The organism is Caballeronia sp. S22, assembly GCF_964261745.1.
Taxonomy (GTDB): Bacteria; Pseudomonadota; Gammaproteobacteria; order Burkholderiales; family Burkholderiaceae; genus Caballeronia; species Caballeronia jiangsuensis.
Window position 1 is genome coordinate 1,380,575 of record NZ_OZ180035.1, and the last position, 24,197, is coordinate 1,404,771.

The 24,197-nt window shown below is 60.8% G+C and carries 21 protein-coding genes, 2 tRNA genes and 3 rRNA genes; 22 read left to right on the top strand and 4 right to left on the bottom strand.

All coding sequences use genetic code 11. The features are described 5' to 3' along the window. The first annotated feature begins 68 nt into the window (after positions 1 to 68). The 8 genes from ACEN42_RS06500 to ACEN42_RS06535 all read left to right on the top strand — a co-directional run bounded on the left by ACEN42_RS06500 (position 69) and on the right by ACEN42_RS06535 (position 11,445). A 16S ribosomal RNA gene (locus ACEN42_RS06500) occupies positions 69 to 1,602 on the top strand. Positions 1,603 to 1,664: 62 nt separating this feature from the next. Further along, positions 1,665 to 1,741: transfer RNA gene (locus tag ACEN42_RS06505), tRNA-Ile, on the top strand. 47 nt (positions 1,742 to 1,788) lie between these two features. Then, a tRNA-Ala gene (locus ACEN42_RS06510) sits at positions 1,789 to 1,864 on the top strand. 287 nt (positions 1,865 to 2,151) lie between these two features. Then, positions 2,152 to 5,038: ribosomal RNA gene (locus ACEN42_RS06515) — 23S ribosomal RNA — on the top strand. A 174-nt stretch (positions 5,039 to 5,212) separates the two neighbouring features. Continuing rightward, positions 5,213 to 5,326, top strand: a 5S ribosomal RNA gene (gene rrf / locus ACEN42_RS06520). The 16S, 23S and 5S rRNA genes sit together here with 2 tRNA genes alongside, the layout of an rRNA operon. A 249-nt stretch (positions 5,327 to 5,575) precedes the next feature. Continuing rightward, positions 5,576 to 6,439, top strand: a complete 864-nt coding sequence (imuA, locus tag ACEN42_RS06525; RefSeq protein WP_371880951.1) for a translesion DNA synthesis-associated protein ImuA — start codon at positions 5,576 to 5,578, stop codon at positions 6,437 to 6,439. Continuing rightward, positions 6,324 to 7,967 carry a DNA polymerase Y family protein gene (locus tag ACEN42_RS06530; protein WP_371880952.1) on the top strand — a complete coding sequence of 548 codons (1,644 nt, stop codon included), beginning with the start codon at positions 6,324 to 6,326 and terminating at the stop codon, positions 7,965 to 7,967. Before imuA ends, ACEN42_RS06530 begins: the two co-directional genes overlap by 116 nt. 7 nt (positions 7,968 to 7,974) lie before the next feature. Then, positions 7,975 to 11,445, top strand: coding sequence for an error-prone DNA polymerase (locus tag ACEN42_RS06535; protein ID WP_371880953.1), 3,471 nt, complete (start codon positions 7,975 to 7,977; stop codon positions 11,443 to 11,445). Here ACEN42_RS06535 and ACEN42_RS06540 read toward each other — a convergent pair. Next, positions 11,439 to 12,377, bottom strand: a complete 939-nt coding sequence (locus tag ACEN42_RS06540) for a dTDP-4-dehydrorhamnose reductase family protein (protein WP_371880954.1) — start codon at positions 12,375 to 12,377, stop codon at positions 11,439 to 11,441. The two genes, ACEN42_RS06535 and ACEN42_RS06540, sit on opposite strands and share 7 nt — an antisense overlap. Further along, positions 12,374 to 12,580, bottom strand: a complete 207-nt coding sequence (locus ACEN42_RS06545; protein WP_187604535.1) for a heavy-metal-associated domain-containing protein — start codon at positions 12,578 to 12,580, stop codon at positions 12,374 to 12,376. Before ACEN42_RS06545 ends, ACEN42_RS06540 begins: the two co-directional genes overlap by 4 nt. 98 nt (positions 12,581 to 12,678) lie before the next feature. On the opposite strand from ACEN42_RS06545, the gene cueR reads away from it, so the two are divergent. Next, positions 12,679 to 13,065 (top strand): Cu(I)-responsive transcriptional regulator, encoded by a 387-nt coding sequence (cueR, locus tag ACEN42_RS06550; RefSeq protein WP_371880955.1) that lies wholly within the window; start codon positions 12,679 to 12,681, stop codon positions 13,063 to 13,065. 236 nt (positions 13,066 to 13,301) lie between these two features. Then, on the top strand, positions 13,302 to 13,448 hold the full coding sequence (locus ACEN42_RS06555) for a DUF3563 family protein (RefSeq protein WP_075583840.1): 147 nt from the start codon (positions 13,302 to 13,304) through the stop codon (positions 13,446 to 13,448). A 100-nt stretch (positions 13,449 to 13,548) separates the two neighbouring features. Here ACEN42_RS06555 and ACEN42_RS06560 read toward each other — a convergent pair whose 3' ends face one another. Further along, on the bottom strand, positions 13,549 to 13,947 hold the full coding sequence (locus ACEN42_RS06560; protein WP_238292946.1) for a DUF305 domain-containing protein: 399 nt from the start codon (positions 13,945 to 13,947) through the stop codon (positions 13,549 to 13,551). Between the two features lie 113 nt (positions 13,948 to 14,060). On the opposite strand from ACEN42_RS06560, the gene ACEN42_RS06565 reads away from it, so the two are divergent. Further along, the gene (locus ACEN42_RS06565) at positions 14,061 to 14,432 is read left to right on the top strand and encodes a hypothetical protein (RefSeq protein WP_371880956.1); all 372 of its coding nucleotides are present in this window, start codon (positions 14,061 to 14,063) and stop codon (positions 14,430 to 14,432) included. 13 nt (positions 14,433 to 14,445) lie between these two features. Here ACEN42_RS06565 and ACEN42_RS06570 read toward each other — a convergent pair whose 3' ends face one another. Next, the gene (locus ACEN42_RS06570; RefSeq protein WP_371880957.1) at positions 14,446 to 15,291 is read right to left on the bottom strand and encodes a 23S rRNA (adenine(2030)-N(6))-methyltransferase RlmJ; all 846 of its coding nucleotides are present in this window, start codon (positions 15,289 to 15,291) and stop codon (positions 14,446 to 14,448) included. Between the two features lie 291 nt (positions 15,292 to 15,582). On the opposite strand from ACEN42_RS06570, the gene ACEN42_RS06575 reads away from it, so the two are divergent. From ACEN42_RS06575 to iscX, 11 genes are all read left to right on the top strand, one after another. Continuing rightward, the gene (locus ACEN42_RS06575; RefSeq protein ID WP_035501144.1) at positions 15,583 to 16,377 is read left to right on the top strand and encodes a 3-hydroxybutyrate dehydrogenase; all 795 of its coding nucleotides are present in this window, start codon (positions 15,583 to 15,585) and stop codon (positions 16,375 to 16,377) included. A gap of 15 nt (positions 16,378 to 16,392) precedes the next feature. Continuing rightward, the gene (locus ACEN42_RS06580) at positions 16,393 to 17,604 is read left to right on the top strand and encodes a patatin-like phospholipase family protein (RefSeq protein ID WP_371880958.1); all 1,212 of its coding nucleotides are present in this window, start codon (positions 16,393 to 16,395) and stop codon (positions 17,602 to 17,604) included. 123 nt (positions 17,605 to 17,727) lie between these two features. After that, complete coding sequence (locus ACEN42_RS06585) at positions 17,728 to 18,210, top strand: low molecular weight protein-tyrosine-phosphatase (RefSeq protein ID WP_371880959.1); 483 nt, start codon at positions 17,728 to 17,730, stop codon at positions 18,208 to 18,210. 141 nt (positions 18,211 to 18,351) lie between these two features. Beyond that, positions 18,352 to 18,879, top strand: a complete 528-nt coding sequence (gene iscR, locus ACEN42_RS06590) for a Fe-S cluster assembly transcriptional regulator IscR (RefSeq protein ID WP_035501141.1) — start codon at positions 18,352 to 18,354, stop codon at positions 18,877 to 18,879. A gap of 86 nt (positions 18,880 to 18,965) precedes the next feature. Further along, positions 18,966 to 20,189 carry an IscS subfamily cysteine desulfurase gene (locus ACEN42_RS06595; protein ID WP_371880960.1) on the top strand — a complete coding sequence of 408 codons (1,224 nt, stop codon included), beginning with the start codon at positions 18,966 to 18,968 and terminating at the stop codon, positions 20,187 to 20,189. 36 nt (positions 20,190 to 20,225) lie between these two features. Then, on the top strand, positions 20,226 to 20,654 hold the full coding sequence (gene iscU / locus ACEN42_RS06600) for a Fe-S cluster assembly scaffold IscU (RefSeq protein ID WP_187604543.1): 429 nt from the start codon (positions 20,226 to 20,228) through the stop codon (positions 20,652 to 20,654). A gap of 57 nt (positions 20,655 to 20,711) precedes the next feature. Then, on the top strand, positions 20,712 to 21,035 hold the full coding sequence (gene iscA, locus ACEN42_RS06605) for an iron-sulfur cluster assembly protein IscA (RefSeq protein WP_035501138.1): 324 nt from the start codon (positions 20,712 to 20,714) through the stop codon (positions 21,033 to 21,035). A gap of 83 nt (positions 21,036 to 21,118) precedes the next feature. Beyond that, a complete protein-coding gene (gene hscB / locus ACEN42_RS06610; protein WP_187604544.1) occupies positions 21,119 to 21,649 on the top strand; it encodes a Fe-S protein assembly co-chaperone HscB in 531 nt (176 codons plus the stop codon). A gap of 35 nt (positions 21,650 to 21,684) precedes the next feature. After that, positions 21,685 to 23,550, top strand: a complete 1,866-nt coding sequence (gene hscA / locus ACEN42_RS06615; RefSeq protein ID WP_371880961.1) for a Fe-S protein assembly chaperone HscA — start codon at positions 21,685 to 21,687, stop codon at positions 23,548 to 23,550. Between the two features lie 48 nt (positions 23,551 to 23,598). After that, positions 23,599 to 23,940 (top strand): ISC system 2Fe-2S type ferredoxin, encoded by a 342-nt coding sequence (fdx, locus tag ACEN42_RS06620; protein WP_187604546.1) that lies wholly within the window; start codon positions 23,599 to 23,601, stop codon positions 23,938 to 23,940. Positions 23,941 to 23,954: 14 nt separating this feature from the next. Then, positions 23,955 to 24,152: a Fe-S cluster assembly protein IscX gene (gene iscX, locus ACEN42_RS06625; protein WP_371880962.1), complete on the top strand. Its 198-nt coding sequence runs from the start codon at positions 23,955 to 23,957 to the stop codon at positions 24,150 to 24,152. The last annotated feature ends 45 nt before the right edge of the window (positions 24,153 to 24,197 follow it).

The window sequence follows — 24,197 nt, forward strand, 5'->3', positions numbered from 1 at the left end:
AACAATCATCGTCAGAACGTTGAGTGAGCGACCGGTTTCTAACGGAACCGAAAAACAGTAACAGGTTTGAACTGAAGAGTTTGATCCTGGCTCAGATTGAACGCTGGCGGCATGCCTTACACATGCAAGTCGAACGGCAGCACGGGGGCAACCCTGGTGGCGAGTGGCGAACGGGTGAGTAATACATCGGAACGTGTCCTGTAGTGGGGGATAGCCCGGCGAAAGCCGGATTAATACCGCATACGATCTACGGAAGAAAGCGGGGGCTCCTTCGGGACCTCGCGCTATAGGGGCGGCCGATGGCAGATTAGCTAGTTGGTGGGGTAAAGGCCTACCAAGGCGACGATCTGTAGCTGGTCTGAGAGGACGACCAGCCACACTGGGACTGAGACACGGCCCAGACTCCTACGGGAGGCAGCAGTGGGGAATTTTGGACAATGGGGGCAACCCTGATCCAGCAATGCCGCGTGTGTGAAGAAGGCCTTCGGGTTGTAAAGCACTTTTGTCCGGAAAGAAAACCTCTTGGTTAATACCTGAGGGGGATGACGGTACCGGAAGAATAAGCACCGGCTAACTACGTGCCAGCAGCCGCGGTAATACGTAGGGTGCGAGCGTTAATCGGAATTACTGGGCGTAAAGCGTGCGCAGGCGGTCTGTTAAGACCGATGTGAAATCCCCGGGCTTAACCTGGGAACTGCATTGGTGACTGGCAGGCTTTGAGTGTGGCAGAGGGAGGTAGAATTCCACGTGTAGCAGTGAAATGCGTAGAGATGTGGAGGAATACCGATGGCGAAGGCAGCCTCCTGGGCCAACACTGACGCTCATGCACGAAAGCGTGGGGAGCAAACAGGATTAGATACCCTGGTAGTCCACGCCCTAAACGATGTCAACTAGTTGTTGGGGATTCATTTCCTTAGTAACGTAGCTAACGCGTGAAGTTGACCGCCTGGGGAGTACGGTCGCAAGATTAAAACTCAAAGGAATTGACGGGGACCCGCACAAGCGGTGGATGATGTGGATTAATTCGATGCAACGCGAAAAACCTTACCTACCCTTGACATGGTCGGAAGTCTGCTGAGAGGTGGACGTGCTCGAAAGAGAACCGGCGCACAGGTGCTGCATGGCTGTCGTCAGCTCGTGTCGTGAGATGTTGGGTTAAGTCCCGCAACGAGCGCAACCCTTGTCCTTAGTTGCTACGCAAGAGCACTCTAAGGAGACTGCCGGTGACAAACCGGAGGAAGGTGGGGATGACGTCAAGTCCTCATGGCCCTTATGGGTAGGGCTTCACACGTCATACAATGGTCGGAACAGAGGGTTGCCAAGCCGCGAGGTGGAGCCAATCCCAGAAAACCGATCGTAGTCCGGATCGCAGTCTGCAACTCGACTGCGTGAAGCTGGAATCGCTAGTAATCGCGGATCAGCATGCCGCGGTGAATACGTTCCCGGGTCTTGTACACACCGCCCGTCACACCATGGGAGTGGGTTTCACCAGAAGTAGGTAGCCTAACCGCAAGGAGGGCGCTTACCACGGTGGGATTCATGACTGGGGTGAAGTCGTAACAAGGTAGCCGTATCGGAAGGTGCGGCTGGATCACCTCCTTTCTCGAGCTTCGCACGCAACATTAAGCGCTCACGCTTATCGGCTGTTGTTTAAGACAGGCTAAGGGTCTGTAGCTCAGTCGGTTAGAGCACCGTCTTGATAAGGCGGGGGTCGTTGGTTCGAATCCAACCAGACCCACCACCCGAAAAGCGTGCTGATGGGGCAACAGCTCATGGTCAGGCCACGTAGGGGGATTAGCTCAGCTGGGAGAGCACCTGCTTTGCAAGCAGGGGGTCGTCGGTTCGATCCCGTCATCCTCCACCAAGTCCTCAATGCACAGCGCTGAATGGTGATTCAACGTTGTGCATTGGCGACTATAGCCAGTTGATGCTGTTGGGTAGTGAAGTGACCCGATCGGCTAAACGTTCTTTAACAATCTGGAAGAAGTAGTAAAGAGATGCGCTGAAAGCACTTAGAGATGGGTGTGAGTAGGGGCATCAGGGTAGTGATTGTATCAAGTATGAAAAGGTGATCGAAAGATTGCTTTGGAATACGGCACAACGCGAATACTCAGCCTATGACGAGGGTGTTGCGAGACACACTCGTTATAGGGTCAAGCGAACAAGTGCATGTGGTGGATGCCTTGGCGATCACAGGCGATGAAGGACGCGGTAGCCTGCGAAAAGCGGTGGGGAGCTGGCAAACGAGCTTTGATCCACCGATATCCGAATGGGGAAACCCGGCCCGTATGGGTCATCCGTAACTGAATCCATAGGTTACGTGAAGCGAACGCGGTGAACTGAAACATCTAAGTAACCGCAGGAACAGAAATCAACCGAGATTCCCAAAGTAGTGGCGAGCGAAATGGGATCAGCCTGTACTCTTTATCTGAATTGTTAGTCGAACGCTCTGGAAAGTGCGGCCATAGCAGGTGATAGCCCTGTAGACGAAAACAGCTTGGAAGAACTAGGGGTACGAGAAGTAGGGCGGGACACGTGAAATCCTGTCTGAAGATGGGGGGACCATCCTCCAAGGCTAAATACTCGTGATCGACCGATAGTGAACCAGTACCGTGAGGGAAAGGCGAAAAGAACCCCGGGAGGGGAGTGAAATAGATCCTGAAACCGCATGCATACAAACAGTCGGAGCCTCGTAAGGGGTGACGGCGTACCTTTTGTATAATGGGTCAGCGACTTACGTTCAGTAGCGAGCTTAACTGATTAAGGCAGGCGTAGCGAAAGCGAGTCCGAATAGGGCGATCAGTTGCTGGGCGTAGACCCGAAACCAAGTGATCTATCCATGGCCAGGTTGAAGGTGCGGTAACACGTACTGGAGGACCGAACCCACTAACGTTGAAAAGTTAGGGGATGAGCTGTGGATAGGGGTGAAAGGCTAAACAAACTTGGAAATAGCTGGTTCTCTCCGAAAACTATTTAGGTAGTGCCTCGTGTATCACCTTCGGGGGTAGAGCACTGTCATGGTTGTGGGGTCCATTGCGGATTACTACGCCATAGCAAACTCCGAATACCGAAGAGTGCAATCACGGGAGACAGACATCGGGTGCTAACGTCCGGTGTCAAGAGGGAAACAACCCAGACCGCCAGCTAAGGTCCCAAAGATTGGCTAAGTGGGAAACGAAGTGGGAAGGCTAAAACAGTCAGGAGGTTGGCTTAGAAGCAGCCACCCTTTAAAGAAAGCGTAATAGCTCACTGATCGAGTCGTCCTGCGCGGAAGATGTAACGGGGCTCAAGCCAGTCACCGAAGCTGCGGATACACGTTGAAAGACACGTGTGTGGTAGGAGAGCGTTCCGTAAGCCTGCGAAGGTGCGTTGAAAAGCGTGCTGGAGGTATCGGAAGTGCGAATGCTGACATGAGTAGCGATAAAGGGGGTGAAAAGCCCCCTCGCCGTAAGCCCAAGGTTTCCTACGCAACGTTCATCGGCGTAGGGTGAGTCGGCCCCTAAGGCGAGGCAGAAATGCGTAGCTGATGGGAAGCAGGTCAATATTCCTGCACCATTGTTAGATGCGATGGGGGGACGGATCGCGGAAGGTTGTCCGGGTGTTGGACGTCCCGGTCGCTGCATTGGAGAAGGTGCTTAGGCAAATCCGGGCACATAATTCAAGGGTGTGGCGCGAGCTTCTTCGGAAGCGAAGCAATTGGAAGTGGTTCCAAGAAAAGCCTCTAAGCTTCAGTCTAATAGTGACCGTACCGCAAACCGACACAGGTGGGCGAGATGAGTATTCTAAGGCGCTTGAGAGAACTCGGGAGAAGGAACTCGGCAAATTGGTACCGTAACTTCGGGATAAGGTACGCCTCTGTAGCTTGACTGGCCTGCGCCAGAAGGGTGAAGAGGTTGCAATAAACTGGTGGCTGCGACTGTTTAATAAAAACACAGCACTCTGCAAACACGAAAGTGGACGTATAGGGTGTGACGCCTGCCCGGTGCCGGAAGATTAAATGATGGGGTGCAAGCTCTTGATTGAAGTCCCGGTAAACGGCGGCCGTAACTATAACGGTCCTAAGGTAGCGAAATTCCTTGTCGGGTAAGTTCCGACCTGCACGAATGGCGTAACGATGGCCACACTGTCTCCTCCCGAGACTCAGCGAAGTTGAAGTGTTTGTGATGATGCAATCTCCCCGCGGCTAGACGGAAAGACCCCATGAACCTTTACTGTAGCTTTGCATTGGACTTTGAACCGATCTGTGTAGGATAGGTGGGAGGCTATGAAACCGGAACGCTAGTTTCGGTGGAGCCGTCCTTGAAATACCACCCTGGTTTGTTTGAGGTTCTAACCTTGGTCCATTATCTGGATCGGGGACAGTGCATGGTAGGCAGTTTGACTGGGGCGGTCTCCTCCCAAAGTGTAACGGAGGAGTACGAAGGTACGCTAGGTACGGTCGGAAATCGTGCTGATAGTGCAATGGCATAAGCGTGCTTAACTGCGAGACCGACAAGTCGAGCAGGTGCGAAAGCAGGTCATAGTGATCCGGTGGTTCTGTATGGAAGGGCCATCGCTCAACGGATAAAAGGTACTCTGGGGATAACAGGCTGATACCGCCCAAGAGTTCATATCGACGGCGGTGTTTGGCACCTCGATGTCGGCTCATCTCATCCTGGGGCTGTAGCCGGTCCCAAGGGTATGGCTGTTCGCCATTTAAAGAGGTACGTGAGCTGGGTTTAAAACGTCGTGAGACAGTTTGGTCCCTATCTGCCGTGGGCGTTGGATATTTGAAGGGGGCTGCTCCTAGTACGAGAGGACCGGAGTGGACGAACCTCTGGTGTACCGGTTGTCACGCCAGTGGCATCGCCGGGTAGCTATGTTCGGAAGAGATAACCGCTGAAAGCATCTAAGCGGGAAACTCGCCTTAAGATGAGATATCCCCGGGGCTTCGAGCCCCTTGAAGGGTCGTTCCAGACCAGGACGTTGATAGGTCAGGTGTGTAAGTGCAGTAATGCATTGAGCTAACTGATACTAATTGCCCGTAAGGCTTGATCCTATAACCAGTGTGTTTCGCGATGATCGTCAGTGCTTCAGCACTTACGAGCATCTCGCCCCCGTAGGGGGTAGTACTGGTTGAGTACCGTGTGTGCAACAGTCACCACCCGAATTCAATACTACTTCTTCCCGGATTGGTTGTAGCGCCCTACAGGCGATACAACAACAAGTCATGCCTGATGACCATAGCGAGTCGGTACCACCCCTTCCCATCCCGAACAGGACCGTGAAACGACTCCACGCCGATGATAGTGCGGATCACCCGTGTGAAAGTAGGTAATCGTCAGGCTCCTCATGCCGCAAACAAAAACCCCACCCCGCAAAGGTGGGGTTTTTGCGTTGGAGCGGCGAGTTCGCACGAACGCCAGCAATTCCCTCCTCGAATCTCTCACCCATGCTCTGGCAACGCACGCGCCTGCGTCGCCAGATGTTTACCCTCCCGCCTCAAAATACTGTATAAATATACAGTAAAACCAAAGACCGCTGAGTGCTCGAACCATGAGCAGGCCCTTGCATTCGCGCTGGACGGGGGAAACTGATGGGTGCAGCACTTTCATTGCTCGACATCGGGCTGACCTCGCATCTGCAGCGTCAGATCTGGCAAGGCAGTCCGATCAACGATCCCGACTCGAGCATCATTTCGAGTGGATTTCGGACGCTTGACCTGGCCTTGCCCGGTGCAGGCTGGATGCCCGGCACGGTCACCGAATTACTGATCGAAGAGAGCGGCGTGGGCGAAATCAGATTGCTCGCACACATGCTTCGAGAACTGACAGTAGGCAAAGGCCGCTCCGTCATCTTCATTGCGCCACCGTGGAAGCCCAATTTGGCTGCATTTCGGGCGATGAAAATCGCGGTCGACAAACTGGTCTGGGTCAAGGCGCCCGAAGATCAGGTGCTCTGGGCTGCGGAGCAGTCGCTGAAGCAGGAAGGTATCGGCGCTGTGCTGATCTGGCTGCCTCAAGTGCGCCCCGAGGCGCTGCGAAGGCTGCAAGTGGCGGCTCAGGAAGCGCGGTCGCTGGCGTTCCTGTTCCGTCCGCTCAAAGCGGCGAGGCAATCATCCGCCGCACCATTGCGCATGGTCTGCAAACCGATACTTCCCGCCAGCGCACCGACGATGAACCGTCGCGAATGGATGCAAGCCGTCATGCTCGAAATCGACATCATCAAGCGGCGTGGTCCATTGCTGGGCAAGCCGTTGCAGTTGAGCTTGCCGCTGCAAATGCCTGCTCTGCCCGAACATATTCGTCGTGCGCATCAGGCAAGGAAAGCACGAGAGGTCAAACATGTTGTGGATAGCGGTGACATTGCCGCTTTTATCGCTCGAAGCAGTCAGGCCGCCCTCGATGCCCTCGGCATCGGGGAATTCGATCTCGCCTGGAGCAACATCGACGCCGAATGACGTTCGCGCCAGCGATATCGGTCAACCATGCTTCGCGCTCGCCGATCACGCGCGCATCCTGATGCCCGATCTCGTCGCGTTTCGGCTCGGCGTGCGGCCCGGCAGCACGCGCTCGCATGCGTTCGCGCTCGCGCCGCAACTGACGCTGCTCGCCGTCGATGTTCGCGAGGAGCAGAACGCGCTCGAAGCCGTTGCGCTGGCGTTGCTCGCATTTACGCCCAAAGTCGTGCTGGCCCATGCGAACACGGTGCTGCTCGAAGTCAGCGGGAGCATGCGGCTTTTCGGCGGTTTGCGCGCGTTGCTGTCCAGGGTGACATCGACGGTGAAAGGATGCGGCTTCACTTCGCGCATGGGCTGCGCGCCGACAGCGTGGGGCGCATGGCTGCTGGCTCACGCGCGCACGCGTCGTGTCGCGCGGCGCGTGCGCATCGTGAAAGAGACGACGCTCGTCCACGTGCTCGATGCGTTGCCCGTATCGCTCATCCCATCGGCGCATTCGCACGGCAACGTGTTCGAGCAGATCGGCTGCGCAACGCTTGCCGATTTGCGTCGGCTGCCACGCAAGGGCGTCGCGCGACGGTTCGGCCAAGGCGTTCTGCAATGGCTCGCACAAGCGTACGGCCAGGCGCCCGATCCGCGCGAGGCGTTTTGCGCGCCGGCGTCGTTCGAGGCTCGGATCGAACTGCAGGCGCGCGTGGAAAGTGCCGAGGCGCTGCTGTTCGCCGCCCGCCGGCTCGTGCTGCAACTCGCCGGCTGGCTGAGCGCGCATCATGCGGCCGTCAGCGAATTTTCGCTGTTGCTCGAACACGAACTGGCGGCCCGTCACGCGCCGAAAACGTCGACGTTCAAGGTGGCGTGGGCCGTACCGACACGCGAAGCCGATCACATTCTCTGGTTGGTGCGCGAGAAGCTGAATCAGACGGCGCTCGCAGCGCCCGTCATCGAGATGAAGCTTCTTGCCGACAAGGTGAGCGAGCATGCGCCGCCGGCCGAGACCCTGTTTCCGATGCCCGGTTCCGACAGCGAATCGATGGCGCAACTGCTCGAACGTCTGAGCGCGCGGCTCGGCGCGGAGAGCGTCGTACAGCTGGTCGCGCGAGACGATCACCGGCCCGAAGCGGCGATGACGGTCGAAGCTTATAAGCCCGCAGGCGAAACGAAGCCGAAGCGCGGGAAGAAATCGTCGAAGATGCAAGCGGCAAAAGCCGATACGCCGACCGAAGCGGAATCCGAAGCGCAAACCGAATCCGGCGGGCCGCTCGAGCTTCCCGATGTGGCCGTTCCTTCGCAGCCCCGTCCGTCGTGGATACTCGAAACGCCGCAAAAGCTGATCTTGCGCAACGAGCGGCCGTTCTATCGACGCGCGCTGAAGCTGATCAGCCGGACCGAGCGTATCGAGGCGGGATGGTGGGACGGCAATGGCGTCCAGCGCGATTACTACGTTGCCGCCGACGATCGCGGCCGCATGTTCTGGCTGTATCGCGAACGTCTCACCGGCGACTGGTATCTGCACGGGTTTTTCGGATGATGCCGACATGGACGATTTGAGCGACATCATCGGCCTGGGCGAGGGCGACGAAGGCGACGACAAGACCGCATTTCCCGGCGCGATGTCGGCCTCGGCGTTGTTGCCCGGCTATGCCGAACTGCATTGCCTGAGCAACTTCTCATTCCTGCGCGGCGCATCGCATCCGCAGGAGCTGGCTGCGGCAGCGCTCGAGCACGGCTATACCGCGCTCGCGATCACGGACGAATGCTCGCTCGCGGGCGTCGTGCGTGCGCATGCCGCGATCAAGGACATCGAAGCGAAGGCGCGCGCCGATGCCGTAGCCGCCCAGCTTGCCGGCGAGCCGCCGCCGAAGAAGCAGGATCTGAAGCTGATCATCGGCAGCGAACTGCATCTCACCGATGCCGATGGCGCGCCGTTCTGCACGCTCATCGCGCTCGCGACGAATCGGGCGGGCTACGGCAATCTGTCGGAGCTGATTTCACAAGCGCGCGCTCGTTCGCCCAAGGGCAGCTACAAGATAGGTCCGGAGGACTGCACGGATCCGACCGCGTCATCCAACGCGGCCGATCTGCGCGGCGATATTGCGCATCTGAAGTACTTGCCCGATTGCATCCTGATTCTCGTGCCGCAGAGATCGGCGACGCTCGCCGATACGCTCGACCGCGCGCACTGGCTAGCCGGCTTTGCCGCGGGCCGTGCGTGGCTCGCGCTGGAGCTCTGGCAGGACGGCAGCGACGACGAGCGTCTTGCTTCGTGTCGCGTGATCGCCGAAGCGAGCGGATTGCCGCTCGTCGCGGCGAGCGGCGCGCTGATGCACGCGCGTTCGCGCAAGCCTTTGCAGGACACGCTCACCGCGATTCGCCTGAATCGGCCGCTCGCCGAATGCGGCTACGCGCTCGAAGCGAACGCAGAGCGGCATCTGCGCACGCGGCTGCGCATCGGCGCGCTGTATCCAAAGGAGGCGATCAGGCAAACGCTGAAGGTGGCCGCCTGTTGCACCTTCTCGCTCGACGAACTCAAGTACGAATATCCCGAGGAACTGGTGCCGCCCGGCGAGACGCCCGCGAGCTATCTGCGCAAACGGGTGATTGCCGGTGCGCTGCAACGCTGGCCGAACGGCATGGATGCCGAGACGATCGGTCTTATCGAAAAAGAGCTGGCGCTCATCGCCAGGCTGGAATATGAGAAGTACTTCCTGACGGTGTATGACATCGTTTCGTTCGCGCGTAGCCAGAATATTCTGTGTCAGGGACGCGGCTCGGCGGCGAATTCGATCGTCTGTTATTGCCTGTTCATCACTGAGCTCGATCCGGTCCGGATGGGTTTGCTGATCGAGCGCTTCATTTCTCAGGCGCGCAACGAGCCGCCCGATATCGACGTCGATTTCGAGCATCAGCGGCGCGAGGAAGTCATCCAGTACATCTATCGGAAGTACGGGCGGCATCGCGCGTCGCTGGCGGCGTCGCTCATCACGTATCACACGCGCAGCGCGCTGAAGGACGTCGGCAAGGCGCTCGGGCTCGATGCGTCGCTGATCGAGCGCATCGGCAAGTCGCAGCAATGGTGGGACGGGCCGTCGGCGGTGGCGGGCTATCTCAGGGAAGCGGGCTTCAGCGACGATTCGCACGTCACGAAGCATCTCATCCGGCTGACGCGCGAGTTGCGCGGCTTTCCGCGGCATCTGTCGCAGCACGTCGGCGGTTTCGTGATCGCGCGGGAACGTTTGTCGCGGCTCGTACCGATCGAAAACGCCGCGATGAAAGACCGCTGCGTGATCCAGTGGGACAAGGACGACATCGATCAGCTGAAGCTCCTGAAAGTGGACGTGCTCGCGCTCGGCATGCTGTCGGCGATCCGGCGCGCCCTCGAATTCGTCGCGCTGCGGCGCGGCGTGCCGGGTTTCGGGGTCTCGCATATTCGTCGCGAGGACAAGGCCGTCTACGAGATGTGCTGCCGCGCGGACACCATCGGTGTGTTTCAGATCGAATCGCGCGCGCAGCAAAGCATGCTGCCGCGCCTGAGGCCGCAGAAGTACTACGACCTCGTGATCGAAGTGGCGATCGTGCGGCCCGGTCCGATTCAGGGCGGCATGGTGCATCCGTATCTGCGCCGCAAACAGGGGCTGGAGGACGAGGAGTATCCGAAAGAGGAACTGCGGCCGGTGCTCGGCCGCACGCTCGGCGTGCCGATCTTTCAGGAGCAGGTGATGAAGCTCGCGATGGTCGCGGCGGGCTACACGGCGGAGCAGGCCGATCAGTTGCGCCGCGCGATGGCCGCGTGGCGCCGTGGCAGTCATCTGGAGAAGTATCAGGCCGATCTCATGAAGAAGATGCTTGCGCGCGGCTACGAGCACGATTTCGCCGCGCGCGTGTGCAAGCAGATCGAGGGGTTCGGCGAATACGGCTTTCCGGAAAGTCATTCGGCGAGCTTCGCGCTGCTCGTTTATATCAGCGCGTGGATCAAGCGTTACGAGCCTGCGGCGTTTCTGGCCGGTTTGCTGAACAGCCAGCCGCTCGGTTTCTATTCGCCGTCGCAACTCGTGCAGGATGCGCGGCGTCACGGCGTGCCGGTGTTCGCGCCCGATGTTTCTCTGAGCGATTGGGAGTCGGTGCTGGAAGCGCGGTCAGGCGATGGCGAGCGAGTCGTGTTCGATGCCGGCAAGGAGCGGCGGCGTCAGCAGTTCTATGGCGCGGCCGCGTCGGATCGCGTGTTTCGGAAGACTGTGCGGCGCGCGGCGCGCAGACTCAGAAAGCGCGTCGAACTGGATGGACGGCAATACGGCGCGAAAGGGCCGGGCGTGCGGATCGGCCTGCAGCTGATCAAGGGTCTTCCGCAGGCGGCGGCCGAGCGGATCATGGCAGCGCGCGCGCAAGCGCCATTCATCGATGTCGACGATCTAACGCGCCGTGCCGCCCTGTCACGACGCGAACTCGAAGCGCTCGCGGCGGGCAATGCGCTGGCGAGCATCGCGGGGCATCGACGTCAGGCATGGTGGGCGGTCACCGCGCAACAGCGCGCGCCGGAATTGCTGCGCGATGCGCCGATGAGCGAGACGCCGCTTCTGCTGCCGGAAGCATCGGAAGGCCGCGAAATCGTCGACGATTACGCGAGCCTCGGACTCACACTCAATCGTCATCCGCTCGCGCTTTTGCGTGACAAGCTTTCCCGCCTGCGTTTCAAGACTGCCGCCGAACTCGCGGACATCAGAAACGGACGCTTCGTGCGCGCGTGCGGCATCGTGACGGTGCGGCAAAGGCCGGGCACGGCGAACGGCACGATCTTCGTATCGATCGAGGACGAAACCGGTGCGATCAACGTGATCGTCTGGCCGAGCCTCGTCGAGAAGCAGCGCAAAGTGCTGCTCGGGGCGTCGCTGCTCGGCGTGCACGGCGTCTGGCAAATGGAGGGCGAGGTGCGTCATCTGGTGGCGCAACGGCTCGAAGACCATAGCGCGCTGCTCGGCCGCCTCGCTGCGTCGAGCCGCGATTTTCACTGATCCGGGAAGTCCGGATATTTGGCGAGCAGCCCGGCGATCGCGCTGTCGAACGGCGTACGGCGACCAATGCCCAGCGCTTCCAGCCGCCCGGAATCGAGATGACAGTCGCGCGGGCGCGGCGTCGCGTCCGTCGGCGTGCGCTGCGCAACGAGCTTTGCGTCAATTTTCAGCGCTCGCGCGATGCGCTGGGCGATGTCGAACTTCGTCATCGGTTCGTCGCCGGACCATTGCGTGATGCCGGAGATCGTCGCGCCTTTCGCATGATGTTCGAGCATCCCGCGGATCACCACGGCGACATCCGGCGTGAACGTCGGATAGCGCGTCGCCCAGGCGTCCATCGACGCGGGCGGGATCGCCGGATCGGCTGATTTCACGATTGCGGGCGTGAGGCTCGTCACCGCCGATTCGTTCCAGTCCGTGAACGGCCCATAAAGCAGCGGCAGGCGCAGCACGCAGGACGCCGGGTCGCTCTCGAGCAACGCGCGTTCGCCGTCCAGCTTGCTTTGCCCGTAGGCGTTGAGCGGCGCGGGCGCATCGTCGGGAAAATAGGGCGGGGCGGCGCCGTCGAACACGTAATCCGTCGAAATCGACACGACCCATGCGCCGAGCGAGCGCGCTTCGTCTGCGATCACGCTCAACGCATCGACGTTCAGCGCGCGAGCGAGCGCCGGATCGTTTTCGCAGACGTCCGGGCGTCGCTCCGCCGCCGCGACCACGATCGCATCGGGCGCGAACTCGCGAAAGAAGGCGGACACCGCGTCCCGGTCGAGCAGATCGAGTTTCGCGTTCCGTGCGTCGGCGCGGCTGTGGGCCGTGCGCACGATGCGCCATTCTTTCGCGCCGGGCGCGCTCGCCAATTCGCCCGCGATGGCGCGACCCAGTAATCCCGACGCGCCGATGAGCGCGACGGTGAACCGTTCGCTCCCCCTCATGCCGACGCGACGCCGACGACCGTATAGCCGGCTTCGTCGATGGCTTCCTTCAGTTCGTCGCTCGATTTCCCGGACTCGACGGCGACGGTGCCGCGTTCCAGATCGACGCGAACCTGCGCCTGCGGGTCGATTTCCTGGATCGAGCGCGTCACGGCCGCGACGCAGTGCTGGCAACTCATGCCCTGAACTTCGAATTCGGTCATTGCGGTTTCCTCTTTAAAAAGCTCGGATCAACGTCATCGTATACCTTGCCATGATGGGAAGGTGTAGAGTCGGGATGACATTTTTTCAGGAGCGAACGATGAACATCGGCGAAGCGGCCCGCGCCTCGGGCGTGACGGCGAAGATGATCCGCTATTACGAGAGCGTCGGCTTGCTCAATGCGGTCGGGCGGACGTCGTCCGGATATCGCGTGTACGGCGATCCGGAAGTGCATGCGCTGCGCTTCGTGCGACAGGCGCGTAGGCTCGGCTTTCTAGTCGAGGATATCCGCAAGCTGCTTGCTTTATGGCACGACCGGTCGCGGGCAAGTGCCGAGGTGAAGTCGATCGCGTTGGAACACGTCGCGGAGCTGAACCGCCGAATCGCCGAGTTGACGGAAATGCGCGACACGCTGTCGCATCTGGCGACCCATTGTCATGGCGATGCCCGACCGGATTGCCCGATTCTGGACAAGCTGGCGCAGTGATTGCACCAATACGGTGCTCAAGGATACCAAGCCACGCTTAGAGACTTGCTAATTGTCCGAAAAATCAGTGATTTAAAGCAAATCTTCGGCCCGCACCATTCCGAAACCGAATGCACAGTATTCAAGCATTTCACTACCCCGGCGCGGCCGTTCTCCTCTATAATCCGGGTATTCCCTAGTGCGGGTAATCCCTGACCCGAATTGCCAGGGATCTTTTAAAGACCTTGGAGAACATCATGTTTGCATTTCTGATCGAAAAACTGAGCTTTTGGTTCGAAGCCGCCGAGCAACGTCGCCGTGAAGCGTATCTCGCGCAGTCGACGGACATCGTCCAGCTCGAAAAGCGCATCCGCTCGCTCGAATCGAACGGCTACAACGCGTAAGCGTTTCGTTCCTGGCGTCGAAAGCGCCGAACGTGAAAGTTGAAAAGCCCCGCATCGCGGGGCTTTTGCGTTTCTGCTGCTGCACGCTTTCGGCCGAGCCTCAATGCTTAGGCGGATGCTGCTCCAGCCACTGCTTCATGAACGCGATTTCCTTGTCCTGCGAAGCGATGATGTCCTTCGCAAGCTTGCGAAGCTTCGCGTCCTTGCCGTATTTCAATTCGACCTTCGCCATTTCCACAGCGCCCTGGTGATGCGGAATCATGTGCGCGACGAAATCCCGATCGGCGTCGCCCGTGTACTCGACACCCGACATCCCCGACATCATTTTCTGATCGGCCGCCTGAAACGCGGCGGTGGATGACACATCGGTGGGCTTCGGCGCGTGCTGTTCCATGTTCATGCCCGGCATCGCGTCGCTCGCAGGCGCGGCGGGCTGTGCGATCGCGCTTGCGCTACAGAGGGCGGTGAAGACGGCAAGCGCGATTCGTTTCGATTTCATCGTATCTCCTGTGAAAAGGGCGGTTGCGAAGCTGCTTCTGAGTGCGAACGCCTAGCCTAAAGCTTGCCACGGGGGTAAGGTAAAGCAGTTTCGTCTACATAAAAGAGCACACGATGCCAGGCCACATCAACGACACGACGAATAAACGCATCCGCGATCGCGTCGCGAGACTCGCATGTGTTTGTGTCGCGCTCGCCGCAGCTTTGTTCAGTCCGCAATCGACGTTCGCCAAGCCGGGCGGCGAACCTCTGGTGCTCGATACGCAAACCGGCATCCACAGCGGCGTCAGCGGAACCGTACTTCAGAGCGGGCCGCTCGGCGGTCCCGGCATGGTGCCGATGGCGACATTGCCCGGCCTGCCGCAGGAGGCGGAGCCGCCGATCGTGGTTTCACCCTACGTCGAATATTCGAACGGGCAGAGCACCGTGCCCACGCAACCCGGCGGCGGCATACGGCCGCGGGTGCCGCGCACGATTCATCCCTGATTGCTGGCCAGGCTTAGTCCGCGCGATGTTCCAGCTTGAACGACGCGTTGTCGTCCTCGCCGAGCGCATCGACGAGATAGGGCAGTGAAGCCTTCAGTTCCTTCGCCAGCGTGTAGGGCGGGTTGATCACGAACATGCCGCTGCCGAACAGCCCGAAGCCGTCAGTCGGCGGTTGCCGCACAGTCAGGGCGGCATGCAGCCAACCTTTCGGCTGGATGGCTTTCAACTGGTCAGCGAAGCGCTGCGACTCGATGCGCGTAACGATCGGATACCAGACCGCGTACGTTCCCGTCGCGAAGCGCTTGATGCTTTCGTCGAGACATGTAAGCGTGCGCGCGTAGTCGCGCTTGTCCTCGTACGACGGGTCGATTAGCACGAGCGCGCGGCGCGGCGGCGGCGGCAGAAGCGCCTTGATGCCGTCGAAGCCGTCGCCTTCGTAAATCATCGCGCGCCGGCCAGCATCGCGGAAATTGTGGCGCAGCACGTCGATCTCCGTGCTGTGGAGCTCGAAAAGCCGCATGCGATCCTGCTCGCGCATCGTGCGCCAGGCGAGATAGGGCGAGCCGGGGTAAAAGCGAAGATCGCCGTCGGGATTCAGCGCCTTCACTTCATCGACATAGTCAGCGAGGAGCGGCGGCAGATCGTCCCGATCCTGGAGCTTCCCGATCCCCGTTTCGAACTCCGCGTTTTTCGCCGCGTAGCCTTCGGTGAGCGAATAGACGCCGGCGCCGGCGTGCGTGTCGATGTACCAATACGATTTGTCCTTCAGGCCGAGATGGCGAAGCATCTGAATGACGATTGCGTGTTTCAGCACATCGGCGTGATTGCCCGCATGAAAGGCGTGACGATAACTGAGCATGACGAGAGGCCCGCGTGGGGCGTGAAAAAACAGGAATGAAAAAGGTGCGGGGGAGGGGGCCTATTCTAGCCGACGCCGCTCGCCGCAATATTCACGACGCCGGGCTTTCGCTGCAGCGCACTGCGTCCTTCATGCACAATAGCCGCTCCCGGGCACTCATGAACAGTCGGCCGAACGGCGTAGGCATTCTGATGTTTCGCACGAATTTTCCTATGCCGAACGGCCAGCTTGATGGTCGTGCTGACAGATGTTTTCATTCACCTGATGTCTTCCACTGGATAGGAGGTTCGCATGTCCTCAAACGGTAAGCTCGACGGCAAGACCGCGGTCGTGACGGGCGCGGCGAGCGGCATCGGCCGCGCGATCGCATTCACGCTCGCCGGCGCGGGCGCGGCGGTCGCCATCGCGGACCTGAATCAGGCGGGCGCCGACGCGGTCGCCGAGGAAATTCGCGGCCAGGGCGGAAAGGCCATCGGCATTGCGATGGACGTGACGAACGAAGATGCGGTGAATCAGGGCATCGATCGCGCCGCGTCGGAACTCGGCTCGGTGGATATTCTCGTGTCGAATGCGGGCATTCAGATCGTCAATCCGATCGAAAACTACGCGTACGCCGACTGGAAGAAGATGATGGCCATCCATGTCGACGGCGCGTTTCTCACCACCAAAGCCGCGCTGAAGCACATGTACAAGGACGATCGCGGCGGCGTCGTGATCTACATGGGTTCGGTGCATTCGCACGAGGCGTCGCCGCTCAAGTCGGCCTATGTGACCGCGAAGCACGGCTTGCTCGGCCTCGCGCGCGTGCTCGCCAAGGAGGGCGCGAAGCATAACGTGCGTTCGCACGTCGTCTGTCCGGGCTTCGTGCGTACGCCGCTCGTCGACAAGCAGATTCCCGAGCAGGCGAAGGAACTGAAGATCAGCGAAGAGGAAGTCGTGAAGCGCGTGATGCTGGGAGGCACCGTGGACGGCGTGTTCACCACCGTCGAGGATGTCGCGCAGACCGTGCTCTTCCTGTCCGCGTTCGAAACGGCCGCGCTGACGGGGCAATCGTTCGTCGTGAGCCACGGCTGGTTCATGCAATAAGGGAGAACACGCGGGATGTCGGAAATCGAGAACGAACACGCGGTGCGAGTGTCAGCTTCGGCCGAAGCGCGCGCGCAGTCCCGGATCCACTTGCCGCCCTACGAGACGATCGCGCTGATGCTGCAGGGCGGCGGCGCGCTCGGCGCCTATCAGGCGGGCGTTTATCAGGGGCTTCACGAGGCGGACATTCATTCGAACTGGATCGCCGGCATCTCCATCGGCGCGCTGAACACGGCGATCATCGCGGGTAACGCGCCGGAACATCGCGTGACGCGTCTGCTGGAATTCTGGGAGACGATCTGCCAGCCGGCATTCGGTTTCCCGTTGCCCGCCTTCGTCGAACGCGCGCTCTTCGATTCCGGCGACGAGATTCGCAAGGCGTTCACCGCGATGCAGGCCGCGGGCGCGGTCGTCGAAGGGCAGAAGGGCTTTTTCATTCCCCGCTTTCCGCCGCCGTCGCCGATCGCGTCGGGCTCGCCGCAAACCGCGAGCTACTACGACACGACGCCGCTCAAGGCCACGCTCGAGCGTCTTTGCGATTTCGACCGCATCAACTCCGGCGAGACCCGCGTGTCGGTCGGCGCGGTGAATGTCGCGACCGGCAATTTCGCCTATTTCGACAACAGGCAGATCGAGTTGCGCGCCGAGCATTTCATCGCATCCGGCGCGCTGCCGCCGGGTTTTGCCGCGGTCGAGATCGATGGCCAGTTCTACTGGGACGGCGGCCTCATGTCGAACACGCCGCTTTACGAGATCGCGCAGGCGACGCCGCGACGCGACACGCTCGCTTTCCAAGTCGATCTGTGGAGCGCGCGAGGGCCGGTGCCGGACAGCATCGTCGACGTAATGGGACGCGTGAAGGACGTGCAGTATTCGAGCCGCACGCGCCTCGTCACGGATCAGATGCAGCGCGCGCAGCGCTACCGGAACGTGTTGCAGCACGTGCTCGACCTCGTGCCCGAAGAAACTCGGAAGAATGACGAATGGTGCAGGCTTGCCGCCGAACTGGCGTGTTCGAAGCGCTACAACATCATTCACCTGATCTATCGGCAAAAGGAATACGAGGGTCATTACAAGGACTACCAGTTCGGCCTTTCGACGATGCGCGAGCACTGGGAAAGCGGTCTCGCCGACATGCGCCGCACGCTTGCGCATCGCGACTGGCTCGACATGCCCAACGGCGAATCACGCTTCGTCACGCACGACATCCATCGCGACGAACGGTGAACGCACCCCGAACGCTGGAATGCCCGGTTGGGCGAGAAAGTGTGTCACTTTGTATAATCGCGGACGCATTCCGGCGGCTGTCTCAGTCGACGTCGCCGGGCGCCAACACTTTTCCGGCTTTAGATGAACTCGATCGCGATCTGCTTCGTCTGTCTCGGCAACATCTGCCGCTCGCCCAGCGCGGAAGCGGTGATGCGCGACCTCGTCGAGCGCGCGAAGCTCGCTGAACGGATCGTCATCGATTCGGCGGGCACGGGCGACTGGCATATCGGCGAGGCACCGGACGAACGTGCCCAGAAAGCGGCGAAGAAGCGCGGCTACGATTTGTCGAAGCTGCGCGGCCGTCAGGTTGCCGCCGCCGATTTCGCGCGCTTCGACCTGTTCATCGTCATGGATGACGCGAACGCCACCGCATTGACGGCAGTCTGCCCGCCCGAGTATCGCGACAAGATTCGCCTGCTCATGGAGTTCGCCACGAACGACGACAGCCGCGTTGTCGTCGATCCCTATTTCGGCGGTGAGGAAGGTTTCGAAAAAGTGCTCGATCAGTGCGAGGACGCCTGCGAAGGCTTGTTGAAGGCCTTGCGTGCCCAACTGACGGCCTGACAGCCCGCGCCCGCACGCCAGCCGTGCGAGTGCCGAAGAAACCAATTAAAAAACTACTTATCTCGTCCCGGATACTTGACTAAAACTGTGGGATATTTATACTTGACGAAAATCATCGAGTATTAGCGTTAGCCCCCAATTATGAGACTCACCACGAAAGGCCGTTTCGCCGTCACGGCGATGATCGACCTGGCGTTGCGCCAGGAGCAGGGCCCGGTGACGCTGGCAGGCATCAGTCAGCGCCAGCGCATCTCGCTTTCCTATCTCGAACAGCTCTTCGGCAAGCTGCGGCGGCATGAGATCGTCGAATCGGTTCGCGGACCGGGCGGCGGTTACAACCTCGCGCGCCGCGCGGAGAACGTCACGGTCGCCGACATCATCATCGCGGTCGACGAGCCGATCGACGCCACGCAATGCGGCGGCAAGGGCACGTGCGAAGGCACGAAACAGCACGACGGCCACTGCATGACCCACGAACTCTGGGCGACGCTCAATCAGAAGATGGTCGAGTATCTGGATTCCGTCTCCTTGAAGGATCTGGTCGACCAGCAGCGCGCCCGCGAAGGTTCGTCGACGGTGCTGCGTGACCGGCGCGCCGAATCGGCTGGCGTCGAGGCCGCGCGCGTCGCGCCCAAGGGTCCGAATTCCATTTTCAACCTGGCCGGATGACATAGGCGTTGCGCCGGCACGAGAGCCGGGCGCGCAGATAGAAAGCATCCCAGCCAAGAGCTTTGACCGATTTCCCGGAGCGACTGATGAACAACGATATTCCCCACCTGCCCATTTACATGGACTACAGCGCGACGACCCCCGTCGATCCGCGCGTGGTGGACAAGATGATCCCGTATCTTCGCGAGCAGTTCGGCAATCCGGCCTCGCGCAGCCATCAGTACGGCTGGGATGCGGAGCGTGCGGTCGAGGAAGCGCGCGAGAACGTCGCGGCGCTCGTGAACTGCGATCCGCGCGAGATCATCTGGACGTCGGGTGCAACGGAATCGGACAACCTCGCGATCAAGGGCGCCGCGCACTTCTACAAGAGCAAGGGCAAGCACATCATCACTGTGAAGACCGAGCACAAGGCCGTGCTCGACACCACGCGTGAGCTGGAACGCGAAGGCTACGAAGTCACGTATCTCGACGTGAAGGATGACGGTCTCATCGATCTGGAGAAGCTCAAGGCGGCGATCCGCCCGGACACGATTCTCGTGTCGGTGATGAGCGTGAACAACGAAATCGGCGTGATCCAGGACATCGAGGCGATCGGCGAGATCACGCGCGAGAAGGGCATCATTTTCCACGTCGATGCCGCGCAGGCCACCGGCAAGATCCAGATCGACCTGCAAAAGCTGAAGGTCGACCTGATGTCGTTTTCGGCGCACAAGACGTACGGCCCGAAGGGCATCGGCGCGCTGTACGTGCGTCGCAAGCCGCGCGTGCGCATCGAGGCGCAGATGCACGGCGGCGGTCACGAGCGCGGCATGCGTTCGGGCACGCTCGCGACGCATCAGATCGTCGGCATGGGCGAAGCGTTCCGCATCGCGCGTGAAGAAATGGCGACGGAAAACGAGCGCATCCGCATGCTGCGCGACCGTCTGTTGAAGGGCCTCCAGGACATCGAAGAGGTGTACGTCAACGGCGACATGGAGCGTCGTGTGCCGCACAACCTCAATATCAGTTTCAATTTCGTCGAAGGTGAATCGCTGATCATGGCGGTGAAGGATGTCGCGGTGTCGTCGGGATCGGCGTGCACATCGGCTTCGCTGGAGCCGTCGTATGTGCTGCGTGCGCTCGGCCGCAACGACGAACTCGCGCACAGCTCGATCCGCTTCACGGTCGGCCGCTTCACCACCGAGCAGGATGTCGACTACGTGATCAACCTGCTGAAGACCAAGATCGCGAAGTTGCGCGATCTGTCGCCGCTCTGGGAAATGCACAAGGACGGCATCGACATCTCGACCATCCAGTGGGCCGCGCACTGAGCGACACGCGTCACCGAACAAAGGAGAGTTTGAATCATGGCTTATAGCGACAAGGTTCTGGACCACTACGAAAATCCGCGTAACGTCGGCTCGTTCTCGAAGGACGACGACACCGTCGGCACCGGCATGGTCGGCGCGCCGGCCTGCGGCGACGTGATGAAGCTGCAGATCCGCGTTGGCGCGGATGGCGTGATCGAAGATGCGAAGTTCAAGACGTATGGCTGCGGTTCGGCGATCGCATCGAGCTCGCTCGTCACCGAGTGGGTGAAGGGCAAGACGCTGGATCAGGCGCTGACGATCAAGAACACGCACATCGCCGAGGAACTGGCGCTGCCGCCGGTGAAGATCCACTGCTCGATTCTCGCGGAAGACGCGATCAAGGCAGCGGTCCTCGATTACAAGCAGCGTCATGGCGTCGTTGCGCCGGAAGCGCAGGCGACGGAAGCGAAGCAGCACGCGGCTTAAGTGACGAAAGCGGGCGCCATGCAGGTGCGTGGCGCCTCGGAGAGAGAAGCGAAGACTATGGCAATCACGTTGACGGATAAAGCGGCACAACACGTGCAGAAGTATCTGACGCGGCGCGGCAAGGGCGTCGGCCTGCGGCTGGGCGTGCGCACGACGGGCTGTTCGGGTCTGGCGTACAAGCTCGAATATGTCGATGAACTCACGCCTGAAGACACCGTGTTCGAGACGTCGGGCGTGAAGATCGTGATCGATCCGAAAAGTCTTCCGTATCTCGACGGCACCGAACTGGACTTCGCCCGCGAAGGTCTGAACGAAGGCTTCAAGTTCAACAACCCGAACGCGAAGGACGAGTGCGGCTGCGGCGAATCGTTCCGCGTCTGACGCGAATGACGCCGGCGGCATCGGCAAAAGAGGCGGCGCGTGCCGCCTTTTTCATTCGCGCACACTGAATCCATAGACATAGCATGGCCTCGCTTACCGACAGTCACTTCGACCTCTTCGATCTGCCGCAGACGTTCGCCGTCGATCCGCAGAAACTCGACGACGCTTATCGCACCGTGCAGGCGCAAGTGCATCCGGATCGGTTCGCCGCAGCCGGCGATGCGCAGAAACGTCTCGCGATGCAATGGGCCACGCACACGAACGAGGCCTATCAGACCTTGCGCGATCCGTTGAAGCGCGCGCGCTATATGCTGTCGCAGCGCGGCATCGACGTCGGCGCGGAGAACAACACCGCGATGGAGCCCGCGTTCCTGATGCAGCAGATGGAATGGCGCGAAAATATCGAGGATGCCGCGGGCGCGAAGAACATCGGCGCGCTCGAAGCGCTGCTCGACGAATTGCGTGAAGAAGAACGCGTGCGCTTCACGAAACTCGAAGCGCTGATCGACAGCAGATCCGATCAGGCCGCGAGCGAGGCGGTGCGGCAATTGATGTTCATCGAACGCGTGGCTCATGAAATCGGCGCGCAGATCGAGCGGCTGGAACACGCGTAAGACGAGTCAGCCGCAATAACCCCATAAGACCAACGATGGCTTTACTGCAAATCTCAGAACCCGGCATGGCCCCGGCGCCGCATCAGAGGCGCGTGGCGGTCGGTATCGATCTCGGCACGACGAACTCGCTCGTCGCGGCCGTGCGCAGCAGCGTGCCCGAAGCGCTGCCCGACGAGGACGGCCACGTGCTGCTGCCGTCGGTGGTGCGCTATCTGGAGAAGGGCGGACGACGCATCGGCCGGACAGCGAAGGAAGAAGCCGTCATCGATCCGCGCAACACGATCGTGTCGGTCAAGCGCTTCATGGGTCGCGGCAAGAGCGAAGTCGAGGGCGCGGAGAACGCGCCGTACGATTTCATCGACGCGCCCGGCATGGTGCAGATTCGCACCATCGACGGCGTGAAGAGCCCGGTCGAAGTATCGGCGGAAATTCTCGCGACGCTGCGTTACCGCGCGGAAGACACGCTCGGCGAGGATCTCGTCGGCGCGGTGATCACGGTGCCCGCCTATTTCGACGAAGCCCAGCGGCAGGCGACCAAGGACGCGGCGAAACTCGCCGGCCTGAACGTGCTGCGCCTCCTGAACGAACCGACCGCGGCTGCCATCGCCTACGGTCTTGACAACGGCTCCGAAGGCCTTTTCGCTGTCTACGATCTCGGCGGCGGCACGTTCGATCTGTCGATCCTGAAGCTCACGAAGGGCGTTTTCGAGGTGCTCGCGGCGGGCGGCGATTCCGCGCTCGGCGGCGACGATTTCGATCACGCGCTGTATCGGCATGTGCTGGCGCAGGCGGGCGTCACGCTCGATACGCCGGAAGACGTGCGCCTGATGCTCGATCGCGTGCGCTCGGCGAAGGAAGCGCTGTCGGACGTGCCCGAGACGCGCGTTCAGGCGACGCTTTCCACGGGCGTCGAAATCGACGTCGCCGTGACCGAGGCGCAATTCGCCGCGCTGGCCGAATCGCTCGTCGCGCGCACGCTCGCGCCGACGAAGAAGGCGCTGCGCGACGCGAAAGTCGCGCCCAAGGACATCAAGGGCGTCGTGCTGGTCGGCGGCGCGACGCGCATGCCGGTCATCCGCCGCGCGGTCGAGGCGTTCTTCGGCCAGCCGCCGCTCGTCAATCTCGATCCGGATCAGGTCGTCGCGCTCGGCGCCGCGATCCAGGCCGATCTGCTCGCCGGCAATCGCCGTGGCGAAGGCGACGACTGGCTGCTGCTCGACGTGATTCCGCTGTCGCTCGGCGTCGAGACGATGGGCGGCCTCACCGAAAAGATCATCCCGCGCAACTCGACGATTCCCACCGCGCGCGCGCAGGATTTCACGACCTTCAAGGACGGCCAGACCGCGATGGCGATTCACGTCGTCCAGGGCGAGCGCGAGCTCGTGTCCGACTGCCGCTCGCTCGCGCGCTTCGAGCTGCGCGGCATTCCGCCGATGGCGGCCGGGGCCGCGCGCATTCGTGTGACCTATCAGGTCGATGCGGACGGGCTGCTTTCCGTGTTCGCGCGCGAGCAGGGATCGGGCGTGGAGGCCTCGGTGGTGGTGAAGCCGTCGTACGGTCTTGCCGATGACGAAGTCGCCCGCATGCTCGAAGAGAGCTTCCAGACCGCGGAAACGGACATGCACGCGCGCGCGTTGCGCGAGGCGCAGGTGGAAGCGGAGCGTCTGATCGAAGCGACGCACGCCGCGCTCGAGACCGATGGCGAACTGCTCGACGACGAAGAGCGCGCGGAAATTCTGACGCTCGTGACCGGGCTCACGGCGCTCGCGAGCGGCGATTCGGTCGAAAAGATCGAGGACGCCACGAAGGCGCTGGCCACCGGCACCGACGAGTTCGCCGCGCGGCGCATGAACAAGAGCATCCGCCGCGCGCTCGCGGGCCGCAAGCTCGACGATGTCTGATCGTCGCGCGGTTATCGAACAAACAAGCATTTACGGAAAATCAGTCCCATGCCTCAAATCGTTGTGCTGCCTCACGTGGAACTCTGCCCGGATGGCGCGGTGATCGACGCCGACGTCAGCAAGAGCATCTGCGACAACCTGCTGGAACACGGCATCGAGATCGAGCATGCCTGCGAGAAATCGTGCGCATGCACGACGTGCCACGTCATCATCCGGGAGGGCTTCAACGCGCTCGAGCCGTCCGAGGAAGACGAGGACGATCTCCTCGACAAAGCGTGGGGTCTCGAACCGACATCGCGGTTATCATGTCAGGCAATGGTGCCTGCCGACGAGGATCTGGTGGTCGAGATCCCGCGGTACTCAATCAATCACGCCAAAGAAAATCACTGACAGGAGGCTCGCCCATGAAGTGGACAGATACTCAGGAGATCGCGATGGCACTCACCGACGCGCATCAGGATATCGATCCCCAATATGTGCGTTTCACTGACCTGCATCGCTGGATTACTGAACTGGACGGTTTCGACGACGATCCGCAAAAATCCAACGAAAAGATTCTGGAGGCGATCCAGGCGGCCTGGATCGGGGACGCGGATTACTGATCCGGTCCTGCCTGCATTCCCACGAACGGCGGCTCATTGCGAGCC

Coding starts and splice junctions, on each gene's coding strand:
- imuA (WP_371880951.1), top strand. CDS start 5,576: ATGGGTGCAGCACTTTCATTGCTCGACATCGGGCTGACCTCGCATCTG.
- ACEN42_RS06530 (WP_371880952.1), top strand. CDS start 6,324: ATGTTGTGGATAGCGGTGACATTGCCGCTTTTATCGCTCGAAGCAGTC.
- ACEN42_RS06535 (WP_371880953.1), top strand. CDS start 7,975: ATGGACGATTTGAGCGACATCATCGGCCTGGGCGAGGGCGACGAAGGC.
- ACEN42_RS06540 (WP_371880954.1), bottom strand. CDS start 12,377: ATGAGGGGGAGCGAACGGTTCACCGTCGCGCTCATCGGCGCGTCGGGA.
- ACEN42_RS06545 (WP_187604535.1), bottom strand. CDS start 12,580: ATGACCGAATTCGAAGTTCAGGGCATGAGTTGCCAGCACTGCGTCGCG.
- cueR (WP_371880955.1), top strand. CDS start 12,679: ATGAACATCGGCGAAGCGGCCCGCGCCTCGGGCGTGACGGCGAAGATG.
- ACEN42_RS06555 (WP_075583840.1), top strand. CDS start 13,302: ATGTTTGCATTTCTGATCGAAAAACTGAGCTTTTGGTTCGAAGCCGCC.
- ACEN42_RS06560 (WP_238292946.1), bottom strand. CDS start 13,947: ATGAAATCGAAACGAATCGCGCTTGCCGTCTTCACCGCCCTCTGTAGC.
- ACEN42_RS06565 (WP_371880956.1), top strand. CDS start 14,061: ATGCCAGGCCACATCAACGACACGACGAATAAACGCATCCGCGATCGC.
- ACEN42_RS06570 (WP_371880957.1), bottom strand. CDS start 15,291: ATGCTCAGTTATCGTCACGCCTTTCATGCGGGCAATCACGCCGATGTG.
- ACEN42_RS06575 (WP_035501144.1), top strand. CDS start 15,583: ATGTCCTCAAACGGTAAGCTCGACGGCAAGACCGCGGTCGTGACGGGC.
- ACEN42_RS06580 (WP_371880958.1), top strand. CDS start 16,393: ATGTCGGAAATCGAGAACGAACACGCGGTGCGAGTGTCAGCTTCGGCC.
- ACEN42_RS06585 (WP_371880959.1), top strand. CDS start 17,728: ATGAACTCGATCGCGATCTGCTTCGTCTGTCTCGGCAACATCTGCCGC.
- iscR (WP_035501141.1), top strand. CDS start 18,352: ATGAGACTCACCACGAAAGGCCGTTTCGCCGTCACGGCGATGATCGAC.
- ACEN42_RS06595 (WP_371880960.1), top strand. CDS start 18,966: ATGAACAACGATATTCCCCACCTGCCCATTTACATGGACTACAGCGCG.
- iscU (WP_187604543.1), top strand. CDS start 20,226: ATGGCTTATAGCGACAAGGTTCTGGACCACTACGAAAATCCGCGTAAC.
- iscA (WP_035501138.1), top strand. CDS start 20,712: ATGGCAATCACGTTGACGGATAAAGCGGCACAACACGTGCAGAAGTAT.
- hscB (WP_187604544.1), top strand. CDS start 21,119: ATGGCCTCGCTTACCGACAGTCACTTCGACCTCTTCGATCTGCCGCAG.
- hscA (WP_371880961.1), top strand. CDS start 21,685: ATGGCTTTACTGCAAATCTCAGAACCCGGCATGGCCCCGGCGCCGCAT.
- fdx (WP_187604546.1), top strand. CDS start 23,599: ATGCCTCAAATCGTTGTGCTGCCTCACGTGGAACTCTGCCCGGATGGC.
- iscX (WP_371880962.1), top strand. CDS start 23,955: ATGAAGTGGACAGATACTCAGGAGATCGCGATGGCACTCACCGACGCG.